Origin of the sequence: Janthinobacterium sp. OK676 (genome assembly GCF_900103595.1) — a bacterium.
GTDB lineage: Bacteria > Pseudomonadota > Gammaproteobacteria > Burkholderiales > Burkholderiaceae_D > Janthinobacterium.
This window is the reverse complement of record NZ_FNHA01000014.1, coordinates 164,609-182,070: the sequence shown is the minus strand read 5'-3', so window position 1 is coordinate 182,070 and position 17,462 is coordinate 164,609. Positions and strand designations below refer to the sequence as shown.

Here is a 17,462-nt window from a genome sequence, read left to right as displayed (position 1 = left end):
CTACATCGTAAACGGAAACGGCTGCATGCCCGCCTGCCTGTCATCGGGAGCGATGACGGCCAGCAAGGCGCTCAAGCCCTGGTTCAGGTGCGCCAGGCTGGCGGCGTCCAGCTGGGCCAGGGCACTGGGCAGCAAGCCGCGCGCCGGCTGCGGCGCGCCGGCGATGACGGCCTGCCCTTCCACCGTCAGGGTCAATGTCACCACGCGCTGGTCGGGCTGGTCGCGCGCCTTGCGCACATAGGCTTTCTTGACCAGCGCGTCGACCAGGTTGCTGGCCGTCGTCTGGTGGATCGACATCTTGCCGGCCAGCTCGCCCATGCGCAGGCCTGGGCGCTCCAGCAATTCCTGCATCACCCACAGTTGCGCGCCCGACACGCCGCATTGCTTCTCGATCTGCGCCGAGTGCCGCTGCGCCGCGCGCATGACGACGCGCATGTTTTGCAAGGCCAGCCCCTGCGCCCTGGCCACCGCCGAAACTTCCGCTTCCACCACCATTGCCTCCGTTATCGTGCCGGCTTCGCGCCTGCTGGCGGGCCGGAATCCCTGCATGATACCTGCAATGGCGGCGCGGAACTAACTGCCTGTCACCGGCTGGCCGTCACGCCATGCCTGTTCCAGCACCAGCTTGCCGGTCTTGTCCCACTGGCGCTCGATGCCGTGCTTCTTGCCATGTTCATACGGCACGATCTGCCGCAGGCTGCCGTCGCTGTACCAGGTTTGCAGCAAGCCGTGGCGCTGGCCTTTGACGAACGGCGTCACGCTGGCGCGCACGCCGTTGGCATGCCAATCCGTCGTGTCGCCGTGGTCGCGCCCCTGCGCGTCTTTCTGCCAGGCAAACACGGGCCGGCCACTCGGGCCCCACGTTTGCAAGCTGAGCACGGCGCCTTTCCGGTACAGCGTTTTGTTCGACATGACGCCATTGCCATGGCTTTCAAACGACCAGCCGTCGGGCTGGCCGTGCACCCACACGGTTTTGGCCAGCACCTTGCCGTCCTGCGCATACGTGACAAACTCGCCCTCGCGCTTGCCATCGACGAACTGTCCCCGCTGGAACAGCTTGCCATCGTCATAAAACGATTCCTGCACACCATCCATCTTGCCATTGCGTTGATAAGACCGGTTGCTGACGGCCCCGTTCGCGCCATATGACACGTGCTCGCCGTCGGCCATCTCGTCGCCGTGATACAAGGTGCGGTTCATCAGCTGGCCATTCTCGTGATACGTTTCCGAGATGCTGTCGCGCCCGTTCGGCAAGGCCGTCACCCGCTGCTTGACCTGGCCATTCTCGAAGTACACGCAGCCGCCGAGCAGCTCCTCGCCCTGGTCATTGAAATAGGTTTCGCGCAACAACTGACCATTTTCGTAGTAGTACTTGCGAAAACGCACGAACCTGACCTGGCTCAGATCCAGGTCGGTGGCATAGGTTTCAAAGGCCAGCACGCCCGGCGTGTCGGGAAATTCGAGCCGCACGTGCCAGGCGCCCAGCGCCTCGTCGCGCACGGGCGGCGTGCGCAGCGCATAGGTAGCGCGGCGCTGCTTGCTGGGCATGAAATCTTGATCCAGGTACATGGTGTGGTCTTCCTCCTGCAGCGTTGGCGTTGGCGCTGCCAGCTGTTCCTGCGCCACCACGGGCAAGGCTGCGCCCAGTGCGGCGGCCAGCAGCCAGCGCAGCGTCTGTTGATTCTTCATGTTGTTCCATTGTTCATGTTGCTTTGCGGCCACCATCATAAAGGCAAGCGCCGTGCGCCATGGGCACGATTGCCGCACGCAATGAAAAAGAGAGGGACAGCTCAGCCCACGCTGTCCTTGACGGGCGACAACTGGCTCGCATGCAGGCGCGCATACGCGCCGCCCTGTTGCAGCAAGTCCGTGTGGCTGCCCGATTCCACCAGTCGCCCGCCCTGCATGACGACGATGCGGTCGGCGCTTTCGATGGTCGACAGGCGGTGGGCGATGACGATGGTGGTGCGGTTGCGCATCAGCACTTCCAGCGCCGCCTGCACGGAACGCTCCGACTCCGTGTCCAGCGCGCTGGTCGCTTCGTCGAGCAAGAGTATCGGCGCATCCTTGTACAGGGCGCGCGCAATCGCCAGGCGCTGGCGTTGCCCGCCCGACAGGCGCGAACCGTTCTGGCCCGCCTGCGTGGCGTAGCCTTGCGGCAGCTGCATGATGAAGTCGTGCGCGTAGGCGGCGCGCGCCGACGCTTCGATACGGGCCTGGTCCGGGGCAGGGTCGCCGTACGCGATATTGGCCGCCATCGTGTCGTTGAACAAAATCACGTCCTGGCTGACGAGGGCGAACTGGCGCCGCAGGGCCAGCAAGGCGTAGTCGCGCACGTCGACGCCGTCGAGCAGGATCCGACCGCCGCTGACGTCGTAGAAGCGGGGCAGCAAGCCCAGCAAGGTCGTCTTGCCGCCGCCGGAGCCGCCCACCAGGGCCACCGTTTCGCCGGCGCGGATGTCGAGCGTGATGTCGCTCAAGGCCGTGGGCGCGTCGGGGTCGTCGCTGTTGTAGCGGAATTGGACGTTTTGCAAGGACAGATTGCCCTGCACGGCAGCCGGGGCCACTGTGCCCGGGTCCGGTTCCAGCGGCGTGTCGATCAGGCCAAAGACGGACTCGGCCGCCGCCAGGCCACGCTGCAGCGGTTCATTGATCTTGGTCAGATTCTTGATCGGCGACTGCATGGCCATCAGCGCACCCATGAAGGCAACAAAGGCGCCCGGCGTAATGGCGCCGCTTTGCGCGCGCAGCATGGCGAAATAGATCACGGACGACAGGGTAATACCGACGAGCATCATGATGAAGCCGGAATTCATGGCCGAGGTAGCCGCGTGCTTGACGGCCAGCTGGCGGTTGCGCTTGACGACGTCGACGAAGCGCGCCTGCTCGTAATCCTGCCCGCCGAAGATTTTCACGACGCGCTGGCCGGCGATGCTTTCGTCGAGCACGGACGTCAGCTCGCCCACGGCTTGCTGCGAACTCTTGCTCAGGTGGCGCATGCGGCGCCCCGCCAGGGTCACGACGATGGCCACGATGGGCATCGACGCCATGCAGAACAGGGCCAGTTTCACGTCGATGCTGAACAGCAAGATCAAATAGCCGACGGTGGCGACGGAATCGCGCACCATCACGTTAAGCACGTTCAAGCCCGCCTGCGACACTTGGCTGGCGTCGAAAGCCACGCGCGACTGCGTCAAACTGGTGGTGGTGGTATCGAAAAAGCGGCTGGGCAAGCGCATGATGGTGGCGAACATTTTTTCGCGCAAATCAGCCTGCACCCGGCTCGAGAGCCAGACGGAACCGTAATCGCCGGCAAAGCTCGACACCATGCGCAGCACGGCCAGGCCCAGGATGGTGGCGGGAATCACCCACAAGTCCACCTGCCCCGCCTGTGCCGGCAGGAAACGGTCGACCCAGCCCTGCAACATGCCCATCACGCCGGACGCGGGCGCAGCCTGCGTGCTGGCCGTCGCGCGCATGGCGTCGACGACGTTTTGCAACTGACGGATTAACAACACATCGGTGGCGGACGCCACGCCCACGGCCAGCAAGGTGGCGGCAACGATGGCGCCATAGCGGCGAAACTGGCCGGCCAGGCGGAAGAACAGGAGGCGACTTTGCTGCATGCAGGTGAGAAAAGTGAGGGTAAAGCGTGATTCTAACCGCTGCCAGACTTACCTAGAGGAAAGTCGCACCTTGCCGGTGCGGAACCGGCAAGGGAGCAACACGGACGATCAGCTCTTTGCCACTTTCCACGCGGCCGTGCCGGCCTTGCAGACCTTCAGCTTGAGCGTCTGTTCCTGGCCCTTGGCGCTCAAGCCCACCTGCACCTTGCGGCAGGTTTGCGCATCCGTCTTTTCCGTGTCGCTGGCCGTGATGTCGGCGGCGATGCGCACGGAATTGCGCAAGCCTTCATTGCTCCATTGCACGGTTTCGCCATCCTTCTTGTCATTGAGCACGTCGGTGACGGCCTTCACGAAGGCGGGCTTGTCATTCTTGTTCAGATAAGCCATCGGCGTATCGGCCAGGAAACCCAGGCCGACGGCGGAGGCGGAAGCGCTGAAGACGACGCTGCCGAAGATCAGGGCGGACAGCAAGGTGGCGGGACGAATACGCATGAAAAACTCCTAGTGAAAGTAAAAATCGGAACCGCCGGAGCGGCCCTTAGCCGGGATCCGCCGGCGAAATACCCACGGCCAGCAAGGCATCGATGCTGGGCACGAAATAGATCGCCGACGACAGCGCCGTGGAAAAATCCAGCAGCCTGTCCGTCTTGGTGACGCCATCATAGCCTACGCCATACATTTGCCGCAGCATGCCCATGGTCACCGTGATGTCCTTGCAGAAACCGACGAACATGACGCCCGCCTCGCTCGCATTGGCGTAATTGGCATTGCGGCGCACGATGTCGGCTTCCTCGCCATCGCGGATGAACTGGTTGCGGCCCACGTGGGAATCGACGGGCAGCGGCGACAATTCATGGCTGCCGGCCTTGCTGCGGCCCCATACCTGCTCGGCCGCGTGCACGGGCAAGGCGCGCAGGCGCTCCACGTCCATGCGCCATTTCTGCAGCAGCACGGTGGAGCCGCCCGCGCCCGCCTCGCCGTCCGGAATGATGGCCACGCCATTGGCACGGAACGGATTCGGATTGGCGACGCCATCGGCAAAGCCGTCGAAGGTCACGTTATTGTGATACGGAAAACACACCTGCTCGCTGGCCAGTTCGGCGAAGGGACTCAGTAACGTGAGCGTCGTGCGCATGCTGTCGTACAGGGTGGCCGCGTTCGACTGCGTGATCCAGACCCAGAAATCGTGCTGGGTGGCCGGCGCCGTCTTGCCGTTGGCGCCCACCAGGTCTTGCGCGAACGATGCCATGTTGTCCGGCACGCAGCCGGGGCAAGCGGCGCGCCACAGCTCGGGCTTGAATCCCAGTACCACGTTGGCCGTGCCGCCCGTCAACTGATGGTGGCGGTTCAGGGTGGGGTCGAGGATGCCCGTGACTTCGGATTCCCACAGCTTGCCCAGCAACTTGAACAACTGCCGCATGTCGACGCCGGCCTTCACATTGAACTGCAGATGCACTTCGTCGCGCGCGACGACAGACAGCATGCTTTGTGGAATTGCCATGACCAATATTCCTTTTTATTTGCTAAGTAGATATTAAACCAGAACTGTCGAATGAAAGTTTCATTTCGACAACATGCGGTGACCGCAGCCGTACCGCCCTCATGAATTGGACGATAATGCAATGACGTAGAGCAAGAATCAAAGAATGGATACCATTGCATGAAACTGTATGAAAAGCTCGTCGGCGACATCGAGCAACTGGTGGCCAAGGGTGTGCTCCTGCCCGGCGAACGCATACCCTCCGTGCGCCAGACCAGCCAGCAGCACAAGCTGAGCATCACCACGGTGCTGCGCGCCTACGTCAAGCTGGAAAGCATGGGCGTGATCGAAAGCCGGCCCCAGTCCGGCTACTTCGTGCGCGCCCGCGCCGGCGATGCGCGGGCCACCGACCTGTGCATGCAGGCGTCGCAGCCCAGTACCGTGCCGGCGGAAGTGCACGTCAGCCGCCTGGTGCTGTCGACCTTGCGCTCGATCGGCTTGCACGACGCCATCCCGCTGGGCTCGCCTTACCCCGACCCTTCACTGTTTCCCTGGGAACGCATCAACCAGTATGCGGGCGCCGTGGCGCGCCGCAACCGCGCGTGGAACGTGACGGACGACCTGCCGCCGGGCAACCCGCAACTGATCCGCGAAATCGCCCGCCGCTACATGGAAAACGGGCTGGCCGTCGATCCCGACGAAATCATCGTCACCGTGGGCGCCACGGAAGCGATCAACCTGTGCCTGCAAGCCGTGGCCAAGCCGGGCGACACCATCGCCGTCGAGTCGCCCACCTTCTATGCCATGCTGATGGCCGTCGAACGGCTGGGCATGAAGGTGGTGGAAGTATCCACCGATCCGTACGACGGCATCAGCATCGAAGCGCTGGCCGACATCATGGCCCGGCAACCGATCGCCGCCGTCATGGTGATGCCGAACTTCCAGAATCCGCTGGGCTTCCAGATGTCCGACCAGCGCAAGCGCGCCCTGGTCCAGCTGCTGGAGCAGCACGACGTGCCCGCCATCGAAAACGGCGTCTACAACGAACTGTATTACGGCGACGCCCACCCGTCCTCGCTCAAATCCTGGGACCGCAAGGGCATGGTGCTGCACTGCTCCTCGTTTTCCAAGAGCCTCAGTTCCGCGCAGCGCGTGGGCTGGGCCCTGGCCGGACGCTACCGGGGCAAGGTCGAGGAACTCAAATTCCTCAACACCCTGGCCACGTCCTCGTTCCCGCAGCTGGCGATTGCCGAATATCTGCAAAACGATGGCTACGAACAGCATCTGCGCCGCACCCGCAAAGCCTATGCCCAGCAGGCGCGCATCATGGCCGCCGCCGTGCTGCGCTTCTTCCCTGCCGGGACGAAAATCTCGCACCCGCAGGGCGGCTACGTGCTGTGGGTGGAATTGCCCGGCGACATAGACTCCATGCAACTGTACCGGCGCGCGCTGGAATGCAAGATCACGGTGGGCCCGGGACGCATGTTTTCCGTCAGCCAGGCCTACAGGCATTGCATCCGCCTCAACTACAGCTATCCGTGGAGCGTGGGCGTGGAACAGGCCATCATCCTGCTCGGCAAACTCATCACCGAGTTTTTGTAGACTGTTCACCCGCCCACCAGCGACATGCGCACGGTGGGATACTGCTTGCGCCCGCCAAGCTGGGCCAGTGCGCCGCGCACTTCCGAGTAGCGGTCGCCACGGCGCTGCCAGTGCTGGCGCAGCGCGGTTTCCAACCCTTGCGCGGAGTCAAGCAGGGGCCGCAGGTCGAGGCCGTCCTGGGCGAACAAACAAGTGAACAGCTTGCCATCGGACGACACGCGCACCCGACTGCAGTCGCCGCAGAACGGCTGGGACACGCTGGAAATGAAGCCTACTTCGCCGCCGCCATCAAGATAGCGGTAGCGGCTGGCCGTTTCATGCGACATGGGCTTGCCGTTCCCCAGCGACTCGAGGGGGAATTCGGCCGCGATCAGCGCGCGTGCCGCCTCGGACGTGACGATGTGCGTGCGCGACCAGGCGCCGATGCCGCCCACATCCATGAACTCGATCAGGCGCAAGTTCACGCCCGTATGGCGGAAGTGGCGCGCCAGCGGCACGATCTGGCTATCGTTGACGCCTTTCTGCACCACCATGTTGACCTTCACGGGGTTCAAGCCCACGGCTTGCGCTACCGCTATGCCGTGCAGCACTTTCTCGACGGGAAAGTCGACGCCATTCATGCGCTGGAAAATACCGTTGTCCAGGCTGTCGAGGCTGACGGTGACCCGGTCCAGGCCCGCATCCTTCAGCGAGCGCGCCTTGGCCGCCAGCAAGCTGCCATTCGTCGTCAGCGCGATGCTTACGGCGCGCCCGTCCGGCGTGGTGAGCCGCGCCAGCGTCTCGATCAGCTGCTCGAGGTTCTTGCGCAGCAGCGGCTCGCCGCCCGTGATGCGGATTTTATTCACGCCGAGGCGCACGAAGGCGCGCGCCATGGTTTCAATCTGCTCGAAGGACAGGCGCTCGCTCGATGGCAGGAATGGATAGTCGCTCGGGTACAGCTCGGCCGGCATGCAATAGGTGCAGCGGAAGTTGCACTGATCGATGACGGAAATGCGCAAGTCCGTCAGGGGGCGGCCCAGCATGTCCAAGCATGGTTCACTCTCGTCTGGCTGCGGATACCTGATGGTGTTCATTGTGCTTCCCCTTGATGTGCATTCGTCTGGAAGTAGCATAGGACGAATGCAGGCACTCAGTGAGGTACAGTCCGGCGCCAGCCGATAGAGTACAGACGCACGCTAATCCGCTGCCGGCGCGAACACGCTGGCGCACAGCTCGGCGCCCGCCGCGCTCAAGGAAGCGCTGCCGCCGCCGCTCTCCGCCGTGGCAACTGTCACCAGTCCCGCGCTGGACAGCGCATTGAGCTGGCGCAGCAAGGTGCTCATCTGTATTCCCGCCCGCTTGGCCAGCTTGGCCAGCGACCACGGTTTTTCCGGCGCCTCCCGCCGCGCTTCCCACAGCAGCGCCAGCAGCGCGATCAGCGCCGCGTCGATTCCCTCTTCCTTGTCTTCCTTGTGCATGTTCTTTCTCCTTGCCCGCATCATAAATCACGGCCGGCGCCGGCGCGGCCGGCATCGTCGTCTTGCCATCTGTACTCTGTATTTTTGTCCGGAACTGTGCGCCTACGGGGCAAGCCGCCGCCCCTACCATGTGATTGTCCCATCGCACATCACCAGGAGAGTCATCATGAGCAAGCCAAAGTCCGACGCGCGCATCGCGCCCTACACCCATGCCGCGGCCGGCTGGGGTGCCCTCAAGTACGTGGCCATCAACCTGTTCAAGGAAAAAGTCAGCGCGGGCAATTACCGCTCGCTGTTCGAGCAAAACCAGCCCGACGGTTTCGACTGCCCGGGCTGCGCCTGGCCCGACCGCGAACACGCGTCGACGTTCGAGTTCTGTGAAAACGGTGTCAAGGCCGTAGCCGCCGAATCGACGAGCAAGCGCGTGCGTCCCGAGTTTTTCCAGGAGCACACGGTCACCGAACTGATGGAGCAGTCGGACTATGATCTGGAGCAACATGGCCGTTTGACGGACCCCATGGTGTACGACGCCGCCAGCGACAAATACCAGGCCATTTCCTGGGACGACGCGTTCGCCCTCGTGGCGCACCACCTGCACGCGCTGGACGACCCGAACCAGGCCGCCTTCTACACGTCGGGCCGCGCCAGCAACGAAGCGGCCTTCCTGTACCAGCTGTTCGTGCGCGCCTACGGCACGAACAACTTCCCCGATTGTTCCAACCTGTGCCACGAAGCGACGAGCCGCGGCTTGCCGGAAACCGTGGGCATCGGCAAGGGCACGGTGCTGCTGGACGACTTCGAGCATGCGGACACCCTGCTGCTGTTCGGCCAGAATCCCGCCACCAACCACCCGCGCATGCTGGGCGAATTGCGCGAAGCGTCGCGCCGCGGCGCCACCATTGTTTCCATCAACCCATTGCACGAACGGGGCCTCGAGCGTTTTACGAGCCCGCAGCATCCGCTGGAAATGCTAACGGGCGGCAGCACGAACATCTGTTCGCTGTTCATCTGCCCCACCCTGGGCGGCGACTTCGCGCTGATCAAGGCCATGGCCAAGCGCGTCGTCGAGCTCGATGACGAGGCCATCGCCCACGGCCAGGAGCGCGTGCTCGACTGCGCCTTCATCGCCGAACACACGGCGGGCTTCGATGCCTTCGCGGCCGACCTGCGCGCCGAAAGCTGGGACTTGCTGCTGGCCGAATCGGGCTTGGCGCGCGACAAGATCGAGGAACTCACGCAGATCTACGTGAAGGGCAAGGCCGTCATCGCCACCTGGGGCATGGGCGTGACGCAGCACAAGAATTCGCTGGCCACCGTGCAAATCCTGTCGAACTTGATGATGATGCGCGGCAATATCGGCAAGCGCGGCGCGGGCCTGTGCCCCGTGCGCGGCCACTCGAACGTGCAGGGCGACCGCACCATGGGCATCGAGGAACAGCCGACCAAGGAATTCCTCGACCGCCTGGGCCTCGTCTTCAACTTCGAACCGCCGCGCCACCACGGCTACGACGCCGTCGGCACCATCGCAGCCATGCTGGAAAAAAAGGTCAAGGTGTTTGTCGCGCTCGGTGGCAATTTCTCGATGGCCACGCCGGATACGCCGCGCACCTGGGACGCGCTGCGTTCGTGCGACCTGACAGTGCACATCTCCACCAAGCTCAACCGCAGCCACCTCGTGCACGGCAAGGATGCGCTGATCCTGCCCACCCTGGGCCGCACGGAAATCGACGTGCAGGAAGGCGTGGCGCAAGGCGTGACGGTGGAAGACTCGATGAGCATGGTGCATATCTCGTTCGGCATGAACCAGCCAGCTTCGCCCAATCTGCGTTCGGAAATCGCCATCGTGGCCGGCATGGCGCAAGCGACCATCGGTAGCGAAAAAATCGACTGGCTGCGCTATGCCGGCAACTATGCGCTGCTGCGCGATTCCATCGAACAAGTTTTTGAAGACTTTTTCGACTACAACTTGCGCGTGGCCAAACCGGGCGGTTTCCATCTGAAAATCGCCTCGCGTGAACGGGTATGGAAGACGGACAGCGGCAAGGCGCAATTCCTCGTCAACGCCATCGAACTGGACACACCGATCCACCGTGCACGCCAGCAATATGGCGAGCGCCTGATGGTGCTGATGACGACGCGTTCGCACGACCAGTACAACACGACGATCTACGCCATGGACGACCGCTACCGCGGCGTGTTCGGCCAGCGCCGGGTCGTTTTCATCAACAAGGACGACCTGGCCATGCTGGGCTTTGCGGCCGGCGACTGGGTCGACCTGATCGGCGTGTGGCATGACGGCATCGAACGCCGCGCCGACCGCTTCCTGCTGGTCGAGTACGACATTCCGCGCGGCTGCATCGGCGCCTACTACCCGGAAACCAATCCGCTGGTGCCGCTCGACAGCGTGGGCGAAGGCTCGCGCACGCCGACCTTCAAATCCATCCCCGTGCTGCTGTCGCCTTCGGCCGCCCTCAGCTGATCAGGAGAACGCCATGTTCGGTTTCGATACCCTGGACCTGTCGCGCGCGCAATTTGCGATGACGGCCATCTTCCACATCCTGTGGCCCATATTGACGATCAGCCTGTCGCTGTTCCTGTTCGTTGTCGAGGCGCTGTGGCTGCGCACCAGCGACCCCGTCTACTACCGCCACGCGCGCTTCTGGAGCAAGCTGCTGGTGCTGAACTTTGCCGTCGGCGTCGTCAGCGGCATTCCCCTGGAATTCCAGTTCGGCACCAACTGGGCGCCGTTCTCGCACCACTCGGGCCAGTTCATCGGCAACATCCTCGGCTTCGAGGGCGCCATGGCCTTCATGCTGGAAGCGGGCTTCATCGGCGTCATGATGTTCGGCTGGGGCCGCGTACCGAAGGGCGTACACCTGCTTGCCACCGGCATGGTGGCGCTGGGATCGAGCATTTCCTCGTTCTGGATCATGGTCGCCAATTCCTGGATGCAGACGCCGGCCGGCGTGCGCGTGGTCGACGGCAAGATCATCGTCACCGATTACGTGGCCGCCATCTTCAATCCCGACATGGCCTGGGCCGTGGGCCACATGTGGGTGGCCGCCGTGGAAACGGGCTTGTTCGTCATCGCCGGCATTTCCGCCTGGTATATGTTCAAGCGCCGCGAACCGGCCTTCTTCGCCCGCTCGTTCAAGCTGGCGCTGATGCTGCTGCTCATCATCGCGCCGTTGCAAGTCTGGCTCGGCGATTCGAGCGGCGTCGACGTCTTCAAGACCCAGCCCGCCAAGGGCGCGGCCATCGAAGGCCACTGGCACACGAACCGCGATGGCGAGGGTGCGGCCTGGTCCCTGCTGGCCTGGCCCAACCAGCTTGACCAAAAGAACGACTGGTCCATCGAAGTGCCCGGCATGCTCAGCGTGATCGCCACGCATAGCGCGACGGGCAAGATCACGGGCCTGGCCGACATCGCCCGCGCAGACCAGCCGCCCATGCTGCCGCTGCTGTACTACGCGTTCCGCGCCATGGCCGGCATCGGCATGTGGTTCGTGCTGCTGTCGTTCTGGACCTTCGTCGCCTGGCGCAAGGTGGGCGGGCGGGTGCAGGAGTTCGTGCGCAACAGAAAACTGCTGCTGGCCTGGGTGCTGACGATACCGCTGCCCTACATCGCCGTCGAGTGCGGCTGGATCGTGCGCGAAGTGGGCCGCCAGCCATGGGTCGTGTACGGCTTGCTGCGCACGCGCGACGCCGTCTCCGACGTGGCGGCCCATGCCGTGGCCGGCAGCATGCTGATGTTCTGCGTGTTTTACATCGTGCTGTTCCTCACTTTCTTTGTATTTGCCAAGAAATGGCTGCAACAAGGCCCGGACGTGGCGCTGCCGCTGCCGGACGCCGCCCATGCCGTGGGGTATTGAAATGCGCCGCTACCAATCAAGGAGTTTGTAATGGATATCAATTCGCATGCCATGCTGGGCAATGCCTGGTTCGGCCTGATCGGCCTGATGCTGATCTTTTACGTGGTCACGGACGGCTTCGACCTGGGCGTGGGCATCCTCAGCCTGTTTACCCGCCGCGAGCAGGAACGCAACCTGATCTTCCAGTCCATCGAGCACGTGTGGGACGCCAACGAAACCTGGCTGGTGGTGGTGGGCGGCGCCCTGTTCGGCGCCTTTCCCAGCGCCTACGCCACCTTGCTGGAACAGCTGTATATCCCCATCATGCTGCTGATCGCCAGCCTGATCATGCGCGGCGCCTCGATCGAGTTCCGCCATGCGGCCGGCAAGAAGCGCCAGTGGGACCTGGTCTTCGGCGTGGGCAGCCTGCTGGCCGCCGTGGCGCAGGGCGTGGTGCTGGGCGAGATCGTCACGGGCTTGCAGCCGGGATGGCTGAGCGGCATCTTCACGGCGTGCACGGCGCTGGGCGTGGTGGCCGGCTATTGCCTGCTGGGCAGCACTTATCTGATCAAGAAGACGGGCGGCCAGCTGGAAGCGGCGGCGCGCCGCTATGCGACGGCCAGCGTGCTGGCAACGGTCGCGGCCGCCATCGTGCTGTCGGCCGGCACCATGGTCTTCAGCGCCATCGGCCACGACCGCTGGGCGCAGCCGGGCGTGTTCGGCGTGCTGCTGGCCCTGGCAGCCATCGCCGCCAGCGCTTTTATTTATATCCTGTGGGCCGTGCACGTGAACGGCGTGCGCGGACCGTTCCGTGGCGCCATCGTGCTGTTCCTGGCCTCGTTCGCGGGCCTGGCCATCAGCTTCTTCCCCGATCTCGTGCCGGGCAAGCTGAGCATCGCGGCGGCCGCGTCGGATGAACCGACCCTGATCTTCATGCTGATCGGCATGGGTTCCATGCTGCCGATCATGATCGGCTACAACCTGTTCCAATACTACGTCTTCGAGGGCAAAGTCGTGCCCCGGAAACATTAACCGGCATCACGGCATGCGTCTTCCATCATGATCATTCGCCCCACCACCAACTGGTTCCGCATGCTGTTCGTCTGGGATGGCTCGGTGCTGCAAGCCATCATCCCGCAATTGCTGCTGATGCTGGTCGTCAGTTCGCTGGCCCTGCTGACGGATGGCCGTATCTTCGGCGTCAAGATTCCGCTCGATACGGCGCCGTTTCCCATGGTCGGCATCAGCCTGGCGATCTTCCTCGGCTTTCGCAACAACGCCAGCTATGCGCGCTTTGTCGAGGCGCGGCATATCTGGGGGCAATTGCTGATCGCCGCGCGCGCCCTGGCTTCGCAGGCGCTCACGTATCTGCCGCAGGAAACGGGCGGCCTGGACCGCGAGTTGCTGCTGCGCCGCCTGATCGCCTTCGTCTACGCGCTCAAGCACCAGCTGCGCCAGACGGATGCGCAGCAAGACCTGGCGCGCTACCTGCCGGCCGAGGAAGTTCAGCGTCTGCAGGGCATCGCCTTCAAGCCCGTCGCCGTGCTCCATTCCGTGCGCGCCATGCTGCACGACGCCGTGCAGCGCCAGCCGGGCCAGACGCAGCTGCTGTGGATGCTCGACACGCAGCTCAACGACCTGGCCGCCACCGTGGCCGGCTGCGAGCGCATCAAGAACACGCCGATACCGTATCCGTACGGCGTGCTGGTGCACCGCACCGTCTATATGTACTGTTTCTTGCTGCCGCTGGGCCTGGTGGACGCCATCGGCGTGGCCACGCCCCTCATTTCCGTCTTTGTTGCCTACACCCTGTTTGCGCTGGAAGCCATCGCGCAGCAGATCGCCGAACCGTTCGGCCTGGCGCCCAACTGCCTGGCCCTGAACGCCATGACGCGGGAAACGGAACGCTCGCTGCTGGAATTGAATGGCGACCCGCTGCCGCCCTCGATCCGGCCCTGCCCGCGCTATCAAATCAATTAACGGGAGAACAGCATGGACTTTGATACCACTACCACCGAACGCGACGGTTTCCTGGAAGTTCCCATGGTGCGCCATCAGGCCGGCGTGGCCACGGCGGGCCACGACATGGTGGCCGAGGAGTATCCCGTGGCCCTCGTCTACAACGGCATCGCCCACGCCGTGATGATGGCCACGCCGCGCGACCTCGAGGAATTCGCCGTCGGCTTTACCTTGACGGAAGGCATCGTCGGCAGCGTGCGCGACATCTACGACCTCGACGTATGCTGCGGCGAGGATAGCGCGGAAGTACGACTGACCATCGCGCAGCCGGATTTGATCAAGCTCAAGGCCCGCCGCCGCGCGCTGACGGGGCGCACGGGCTGCGGCGTGTGCGGCATCGAAAGCCTGGCCCTGCTGGACCTGGTGCCGGAAAAGATCACGCGTCCCCTGCCGCCGCTGGTCGCCAGCAGCGCCATCCTCGGGCGCGCCGCGCGCGAACTGCTGCCCTGGCAGGAACTGATGCACAAGACGGGCGGCGTGCACGCGGCCGCCTGGTGCACGGCCGAGGGCGCCATCGTGAAAGTGTTCGAGGATGTGGGCCGGCATAACGGCCTGGATAAACTGATCGGCTACCTGGCGCTGCACCGCATCGCCATGCATGACGGTTTCGTCTTCCTGTCCAGCCGCGCCAGCTATGAACTGGTACGCAAGTCGGCGCGCATGCATATCGGGCTCGTCGCCACCATCTCGGCGCCCACTTCGCTGGCCATCCGCATCGCGCGCCAGGCCGGCATGCAGCTGGCCAGCTTTTGCCGCCGCGACGGTTTTGTCGATTACACGGCACAGGCGAGTTGCCTGGATCCTGCACAAAAGCGCGGCCCTGCCGCATAATGCGGGCATGTTCAAACTGACTTTTCTCGGCACGTCTTCCGGCGTGCCCACGCGTCACCGCAACGTCACGTCGCTGGCCCTGCAAACCACGCACAACCGCGACTGGTGGATGATCGATTGCGGCGAAGCGACGCAGCACCGGCTGCAGCGCATCCCCCTGTCCGTGCACGACCTGGTCGGCATCTGCATCACCCACGTGCATGGCGACCACAGCTATGGGCTGCCGGGCTTGCTGGCCAGCGCCTCGATGACGGGGCGCAAGAAGCCCTTGCTGCTGATCGCCCCGGCCGCCATCAAGGCCTGGATCGACGCGACCTTGCTGCACACGGAACTGTTCCTGACGTACCCGCTGATCCACATCGACGTGGACAGCGCGCAAGTCGTGCATGACGAGGCAGGCTTGACCATCTCGCGCCACGCGCTGTCGCACCGCGCACCCAGCGTCGCTTACCGTTTTGCGCTGGAAACGCGCCGATGGAAGCTGGACAAGCCAGCCCTGCTGGCGGCCGGCGTGCCACCCGGCCCCGCCTGGGGATTGTTGCAGGCGGGTCAGGATGCGATCCTGAACGATGGCACGGTACTAGCGGCCGGTACCTTCCGCCAGACGGAAACGCAGCGCGCCACGGTCGTGATCGGCGGCGACAACGACACGCCATCGCTGCTGGCGGACGCCTGCATCGGCGCGCAATTGCTCGTGCATGAAGCCACCTACACGGAAGCGATGCTGCAGAAAGTGGGCCCCGGCCCCACGCACAGCTCCGTGCAGCGCGTGGCGCAGTTCGCCGAAGCGGTGCGCCTGCCGAACCTGATCCTCACCCACTTCAGCGCCCGCTATCACAATGCGGACGGCATGGCCGAACTGGAAGCGGAAGCGCGGCGGCATTACTCGGGCAAACTATTCCTGGCACGCGATTTCGACAGCTATGAACTCGATGCGGCCGGCGAGCTGATCAAACTGCCGTTAAAACCGAATTAACAACGCCTGACAAAATCGTAGCCAGCGGAAGGAAGTTGTGGTCGAGAAGCGCAACTGTACGAAGGTACAGTGAGCATCGCAGACCGCAAATTACGACGCGCAGTAGGTTTTGTCAGGTGTTATTTTAGTGGGGATTGACGCCGTATTGCGCCGCATACTCGACCGCCAGCGCACGCGCCGCCTGCTGCTGTGAGGGCGTGAGGATTTCCAGCAACTGGTCGCGGTTCTTGATCGATTGCGTGCTGCCCGCCTCGGCCGGCATGGCGATCCACGCGTAGGCCTGCACGTAATCGAGCTCCACGCCCTGCCCTTGCGCGTACAGCAAGCCGTATTCATTCTGCGCCGACAGGGAACCGGCTTCGGCCGCCTGTTTGTACCAGAACGCCGCCTCGGCATAGTCTTGCGGTACGCCATCGCCCTTGCGGTAGGCCTGCGCCAGGTTGAATTGCGACTGGCCATCGCCCGCCTCGGCCGCCTTGCGCCCATAGGCGAGCGCTTGCGCGATGTCTTGCGCGACACCGTCGCCGCTCGCATACATCAGGGCCAGATTGGCCAGCGACGGCGGAAAACCCGATTGCGCGGCGGCCGTGAACAATTCCACCGCCTTCGGCAAATTTTGCTCGACGCCATGGCCTTGGTAATACAGGCTGGCCAATAAATGCTGGCCGGCGGGATCGCCAGTGCGCGCCGCCGCGTCGAATTGCCTGAACGCCTCGGCATGATTATGATCGTTATACGCGACGATGCCCGCTTCATTCAACGATTCGGGAGACGATGTCATGAGAATTCCTTATTCGGGGATTTTTTTCATTGTACACAGCACGGTTCCACACAGAATGCACGATAGGAATGGTGTGGCGCATTGCCCAAATCATGCGTTATGATCGTTCCCCGCCTGATGCAATCGGCGCATTGTGCCCAATACCCGCCCAAGAATATCGCCATGAAATTGACCGCGTTGTCTTTATCGCTGCTTTTATCCCTGATTTCCACCTCGGCTTATGGCGGCACCTTGCACCTGGAAAAAGCGGTGACAGGCAAAGTGCGGCAAGCGGCCGATATCCGTTATGCGAATCACGATGAAAAACAGACTTACCAGCTGAAAATCGGCAAGCAGTGGCTCAATGGCAGTTGCAGCAGCAGCGGCATGGGCAATTTGCACGCGCTGCTGGTCGACATGAATTTCGACGGCCATGCCGACCTGTGGGTGACCGGCTACACGGATAGCCAGGGACGCATCCGCTGTTCCGACGTGTGGCTGTGGGACGCATCGGCGAAAAAATACAGCTTCAACAAGCCATTATCAGTCATTCCGAATCTGGATATCCGCATCGCCGGTCAAGGTATCGAAGGCGGCATCCCCAATTGCGGCTGCGCGGCGCAATGTTTTTATGAAGACAGCTATACCTGGCGGGCCGACAAATTAATCGCCACCGCCCGGCGCGAACAGGATTGCGAGCGCTATCGGGAATATCGCTTGAATGAAAAAAACGATTTGATCATCGTCAAGGATGAAATCATCGATAACGGCAATCCCGGCCAGCAGGCCATCGAAAAGACAAATGTTGTTGACTGGCAGCGCCAGGCGCAAACCATGCGCAAATCCTGGGAATGATCTTA

At 63.2% G+C, this 17,462-nt stretch carries 16 protein-coding genes; 8 read left to right on the top strand and 8 right to left on the bottom strand.

The genetic code is table 11. The features are described from left to right. The 5 genes from BLU39_RS24485 to BLU39_RS24465 all read right to left on the bottom strand — a co-directional run bounded on the left by BLU39_RS24485 (position 1) and on the right by BLU39_RS24465 (position 5,127). Positions 1 to 549, bottom strand: a complete 549-nt coding sequence (locus BLU39_RS24485) for a MarR family winged helix-turn-helix transcriptional regulator (protein ID WP_232731343.1) — start codon at positions 547 to 549, stop codon at positions 1 to 3. 24 nt (positions 550 to 573) lie between these two features. Beyond that, positions 574 to 1,689: a toxin-antitoxin system YwqK family antitoxin gene (locus BLU39_RS24480; RefSeq protein WP_175539407.1), complete on the bottom strand. Its 1,116-nt coding sequence runs from the start codon at positions 1,687 to 1,689 to the stop codon at positions 574 to 576. Positions 1,690 to 1,790: 101 nt separating this feature from the next. Next, positions 1,791 to 3,626 carry a lipid A export permease/ATP-binding protein MsbA gene (msbA, locus tag BLU39_RS24475; RefSeq protein ID WP_092718106.1) on the bottom strand — a complete coding sequence of 612 codons (1,836 nt, stop codon included), beginning with the start codon at positions 3,624 to 3,626 and terminating at the stop codon, positions 1,791 to 1,793. Positions 3,627 to 3,734: 108 nt separating this feature from the next. After that, a complete protein-coding gene (locus BLU39_RS24470; protein WP_092718103.1) occupies positions 3,735 to 4,118 on the bottom strand; it encodes a hypothetical protein in 384 nt (127 codons plus the stop codon). Between the two features lie 46 nt (positions 4,119 to 4,164). Next, positions 4,165 to 5,127 carry a Dyp-type peroxidase gene (locus BLU39_RS24465; protein ID WP_092718100.1) on the bottom strand — a complete coding sequence of 321 codons (963 nt, stop codon included), beginning with the start codon at positions 5,125 to 5,127 and terminating at the stop codon, positions 4,165 to 4,167. 159 nt (positions 5,128 to 5,286) lie between these two features. On the opposite strand from BLU39_RS24465, the gene BLU39_RS24460 reads away from it, so the two are divergent. Continuing rightward, on the top strand, positions 5,287 to 6,708 hold the full coding sequence (locus BLU39_RS24460) for an aminotransferase-like domain-containing protein (protein ID WP_092718097.1): 1,422 nt from the start codon (positions 5,287 to 5,289) through the stop codon (positions 6,706 to 6,708). Positions 6,709 to 6,713: 5 nt separating this feature from the next. On the opposite strand, the gene moaA is transcribed toward BLU39_RS24460, so the two are convergent. Continuing rightward, entirely contained in the window at positions 6,714 to 7,781 is a 1,068-nt protein-coding gene (moaA, locus tag BLU39_RS24455; protein ID WP_092718094.1) for a GTP 3',8-cyclase MoaA, read from the bottom strand. A gap of 102 nt (positions 7,782 to 7,883) precedes the next feature. After that, on the bottom strand, positions 7,884 to 8,165 hold the full coding sequence (locus BLU39_RS24450; protein WP_092718091.1) for a helix-turn-helix domain-containing protein: 282 nt from the start codon (positions 8,163 to 8,165) through the stop codon (positions 7,884 to 7,886). Between the two features lie 166 nt (positions 8,166 to 8,331). Here BLU39_RS24450 and BLU39_RS24445 point away from each other — a divergent pair, with 166 nt between their 5' ends. The 6 genes from BLU39_RS24445 to BLU39_RS24420 all read left to right on the top strand — a co-directional run bounded on the left by BLU39_RS24445 (position 8,332) and on the right by BLU39_RS24420 (position 15,842). Then, on the top strand, positions 8,332 to 10,644 hold the full coding sequence (locus BLU39_RS24445) for an FdhF/YdeP family oxidoreductase (RefSeq protein WP_092718088.1): 2,313 nt from the start codon (positions 8,332 to 8,334) through the stop codon (positions 10,642 to 10,644). A gap of 13 nt (positions 10,645 to 10,657) precedes the next feature. Beyond that, on the top strand, positions 10,658 to 12,037 hold the full coding sequence (locus BLU39_RS24440) for a cytochrome ubiquinol oxidase subunit I (protein WP_092718087.1): 1,380 nt from the start codon (positions 10,658 to 10,660) through the stop codon (positions 12,035 to 12,037). A gap of 30 nt (positions 12,038 to 12,067) precedes the next feature. Continuing rightward, positions 12,068 to 13,048, top strand: a complete 981-nt coding sequence (locus BLU39_RS24435; protein WP_092718084.1) for a cytochrome d ubiquinol oxidase subunit II — start codon at positions 12,068 to 12,070, stop codon at positions 13,046 to 13,048. Between the two features lie 27 nt (positions 13,049 to 13,075). Then, positions 13,076 to 13,996 (top strand): bestrophin family protein, encoded by a 921-nt coding sequence (locus BLU39_RS24430; RefSeq protein WP_092718081.1) that lies wholly within the window; start codon positions 13,076 to 13,078, stop codon positions 13,994 to 13,996. Positions 13,997 to 14,059: 63 nt separating this feature from the next. Beyond that, positions 14,060 to 14,866: a formate dehydrogenase accessory sulfurtransferase FdhD gene (fdhD, locus tag BLU39_RS24425; protein ID WP_217635112.1), complete on the top strand. Its 807-nt coding sequence runs from the start codon at positions 14,060 to 14,062 to the stop codon at positions 14,864 to 14,866. 7 nt (positions 14,867 to 14,873) lie between these two features. Further along, positions 14,874 to 15,842, top strand: coding sequence for a ribonuclease Z (locus BLU39_RS24420; RefSeq protein ID WP_092718073.1), 969 nt, complete (start codon positions 14,874 to 14,876; stop codon positions 15,840 to 15,842). Between the two features lie 124 nt (positions 15,843 to 15,966). Here the strand turns inward: BLU39_RS24420 and BLU39_RS24415 are convergent, their stop codons facing one another. Then, positions 15,967 to 16,623, bottom strand: a complete 657-nt coding sequence (locus tag BLU39_RS24415) for a tetratricopeptide repeat protein (protein ID WP_092718070.1) — start codon at positions 16,621 to 16,623, stop codon at positions 15,967 to 15,969. 162 nt (positions 16,624 to 16,785) lie between these two features. Between BLU39_RS24415 and BLU39_RS24410 the strand changes: the two genes are divergently transcribed. Further along, the gene (locus tag BLU39_RS24410) at positions 16,786 to 17,457 is read left to right on the top strand and encodes an XAC2610-related protein (protein ID WP_139178480.1); all 672 of its coding nucleotides are present in this window, start codon (positions 16,786 to 16,788) and stop codon (positions 17,455 to 17,457) included. The last annotated feature ends 5 nt before the right edge of the window (positions 17,458 to 17,462 follow it).

Excerpts from the sequence above, each read along its gene's own strand:
- BLU39_RS24485 (WP_232731343.1), bottom strand. The coding sequence starts at position 549 with ATGCAGGGATTCCGGCCCGCCAGCAGGCGCGAAGCCGGCACGATAACG.
- BLU39_RS24480 (WP_175539407.1), bottom strand. The coding sequence starts at position 1,689 with ATGAAGAATCAACAGACGCTGCGCTGGCTGCTGGCCGCCGCACTGGGC.
- msbA (WP_092718106.1), bottom strand. The coding sequence starts at position 3,626 with ATGCAGCAAAGTCGCCTCCTGTTCTTCCGCCTGGCCGGCCAGTTTCGC.
- BLU39_RS24470 (WP_092718103.1), bottom strand. The coding sequence starts at position 4,118 with ATGCGTATTCGTCCCGCCACCTTGCTGTCCGCCCTGATCTTCGGCAGC.
- BLU39_RS24465 (WP_092718100.1), bottom strand. The coding sequence starts at position 5,127 with ATGGCAATTCCACAAAGCATGCTGTCTGTCGTCGCGCGCGACGAAGTG.
- BLU39_RS24460 (WP_092718097.1), top strand. The coding sequence starts at position 5,287 with ATGAAACTGTATGAAAAGCTCGTCGGCGACATCGAGCAACTGGTGGCC.
- moaA (WP_092718094.1), bottom strand. The coding sequence starts at position 7,781 with ATGAACACCATCAGGTATCCGCAGCCAGACGAGAGTGAACCATGCTTG.
- BLU39_RS24450 (WP_092718091.1), bottom strand. The coding sequence starts at position 8,165 with ATGCACAAGGAAGACAAGGAAGAGGGAATCGACGCGGCGCTGATCGCG.
- BLU39_RS24445 (WP_092718088.1), top strand. The coding sequence starts at position 8,332 with ATGAGCAAGCCAAAGTCCGACGCGCGCATCGCGCCCTACACCCATGCC.
- BLU39_RS24440 (WP_092718087.1), top strand. The coding sequence starts at position 10,658 with ATGTTCGGTTTCGATACCCTGGACCTGTCGCGCGCGCAATTTGCGATG.
- BLU39_RS24435 (WP_092718084.1), top strand. The coding sequence starts at position 12,068 with ATGGATATCAATTCGCATGCCATGCTGGGCAATGCCTGGTTCGGCCTG.
- BLU39_RS24430 (WP_092718081.1), top strand. The coding sequence starts at position 13,076 with ATGATCATTCGCCCCACCACCAACTGGTTCCGCATGCTGTTCGTCTGG.
- fdhD (WP_217635112.1), top strand. The coding sequence starts at position 14,060 with ATGGTGCGCCATCAGGCCGGCGTGGCCACGGCGGGCCACGACATGGTG.
- BLU39_RS24420 (WP_092718073.1), top strand. The coding sequence starts at position 14,874 with ATGTTCAAACTGACTTTTCTCGGCACGTCTTCCGGCGTGCCCACGCGT.
- BLU39_RS24415 (WP_092718070.1), bottom strand. The coding sequence starts at position 16,623 with ATGACATCGTCTCCCGAATCGTTGAATGAAGCGGGCATCGTCGCGTAT.
- BLU39_RS24410 (WP_139178480.1), top strand. The coding sequence starts at position 16,786 with ATGAAATTGACCGCGTTGTCTTTATCGCTGCTTTTATCCCTGATTTCC.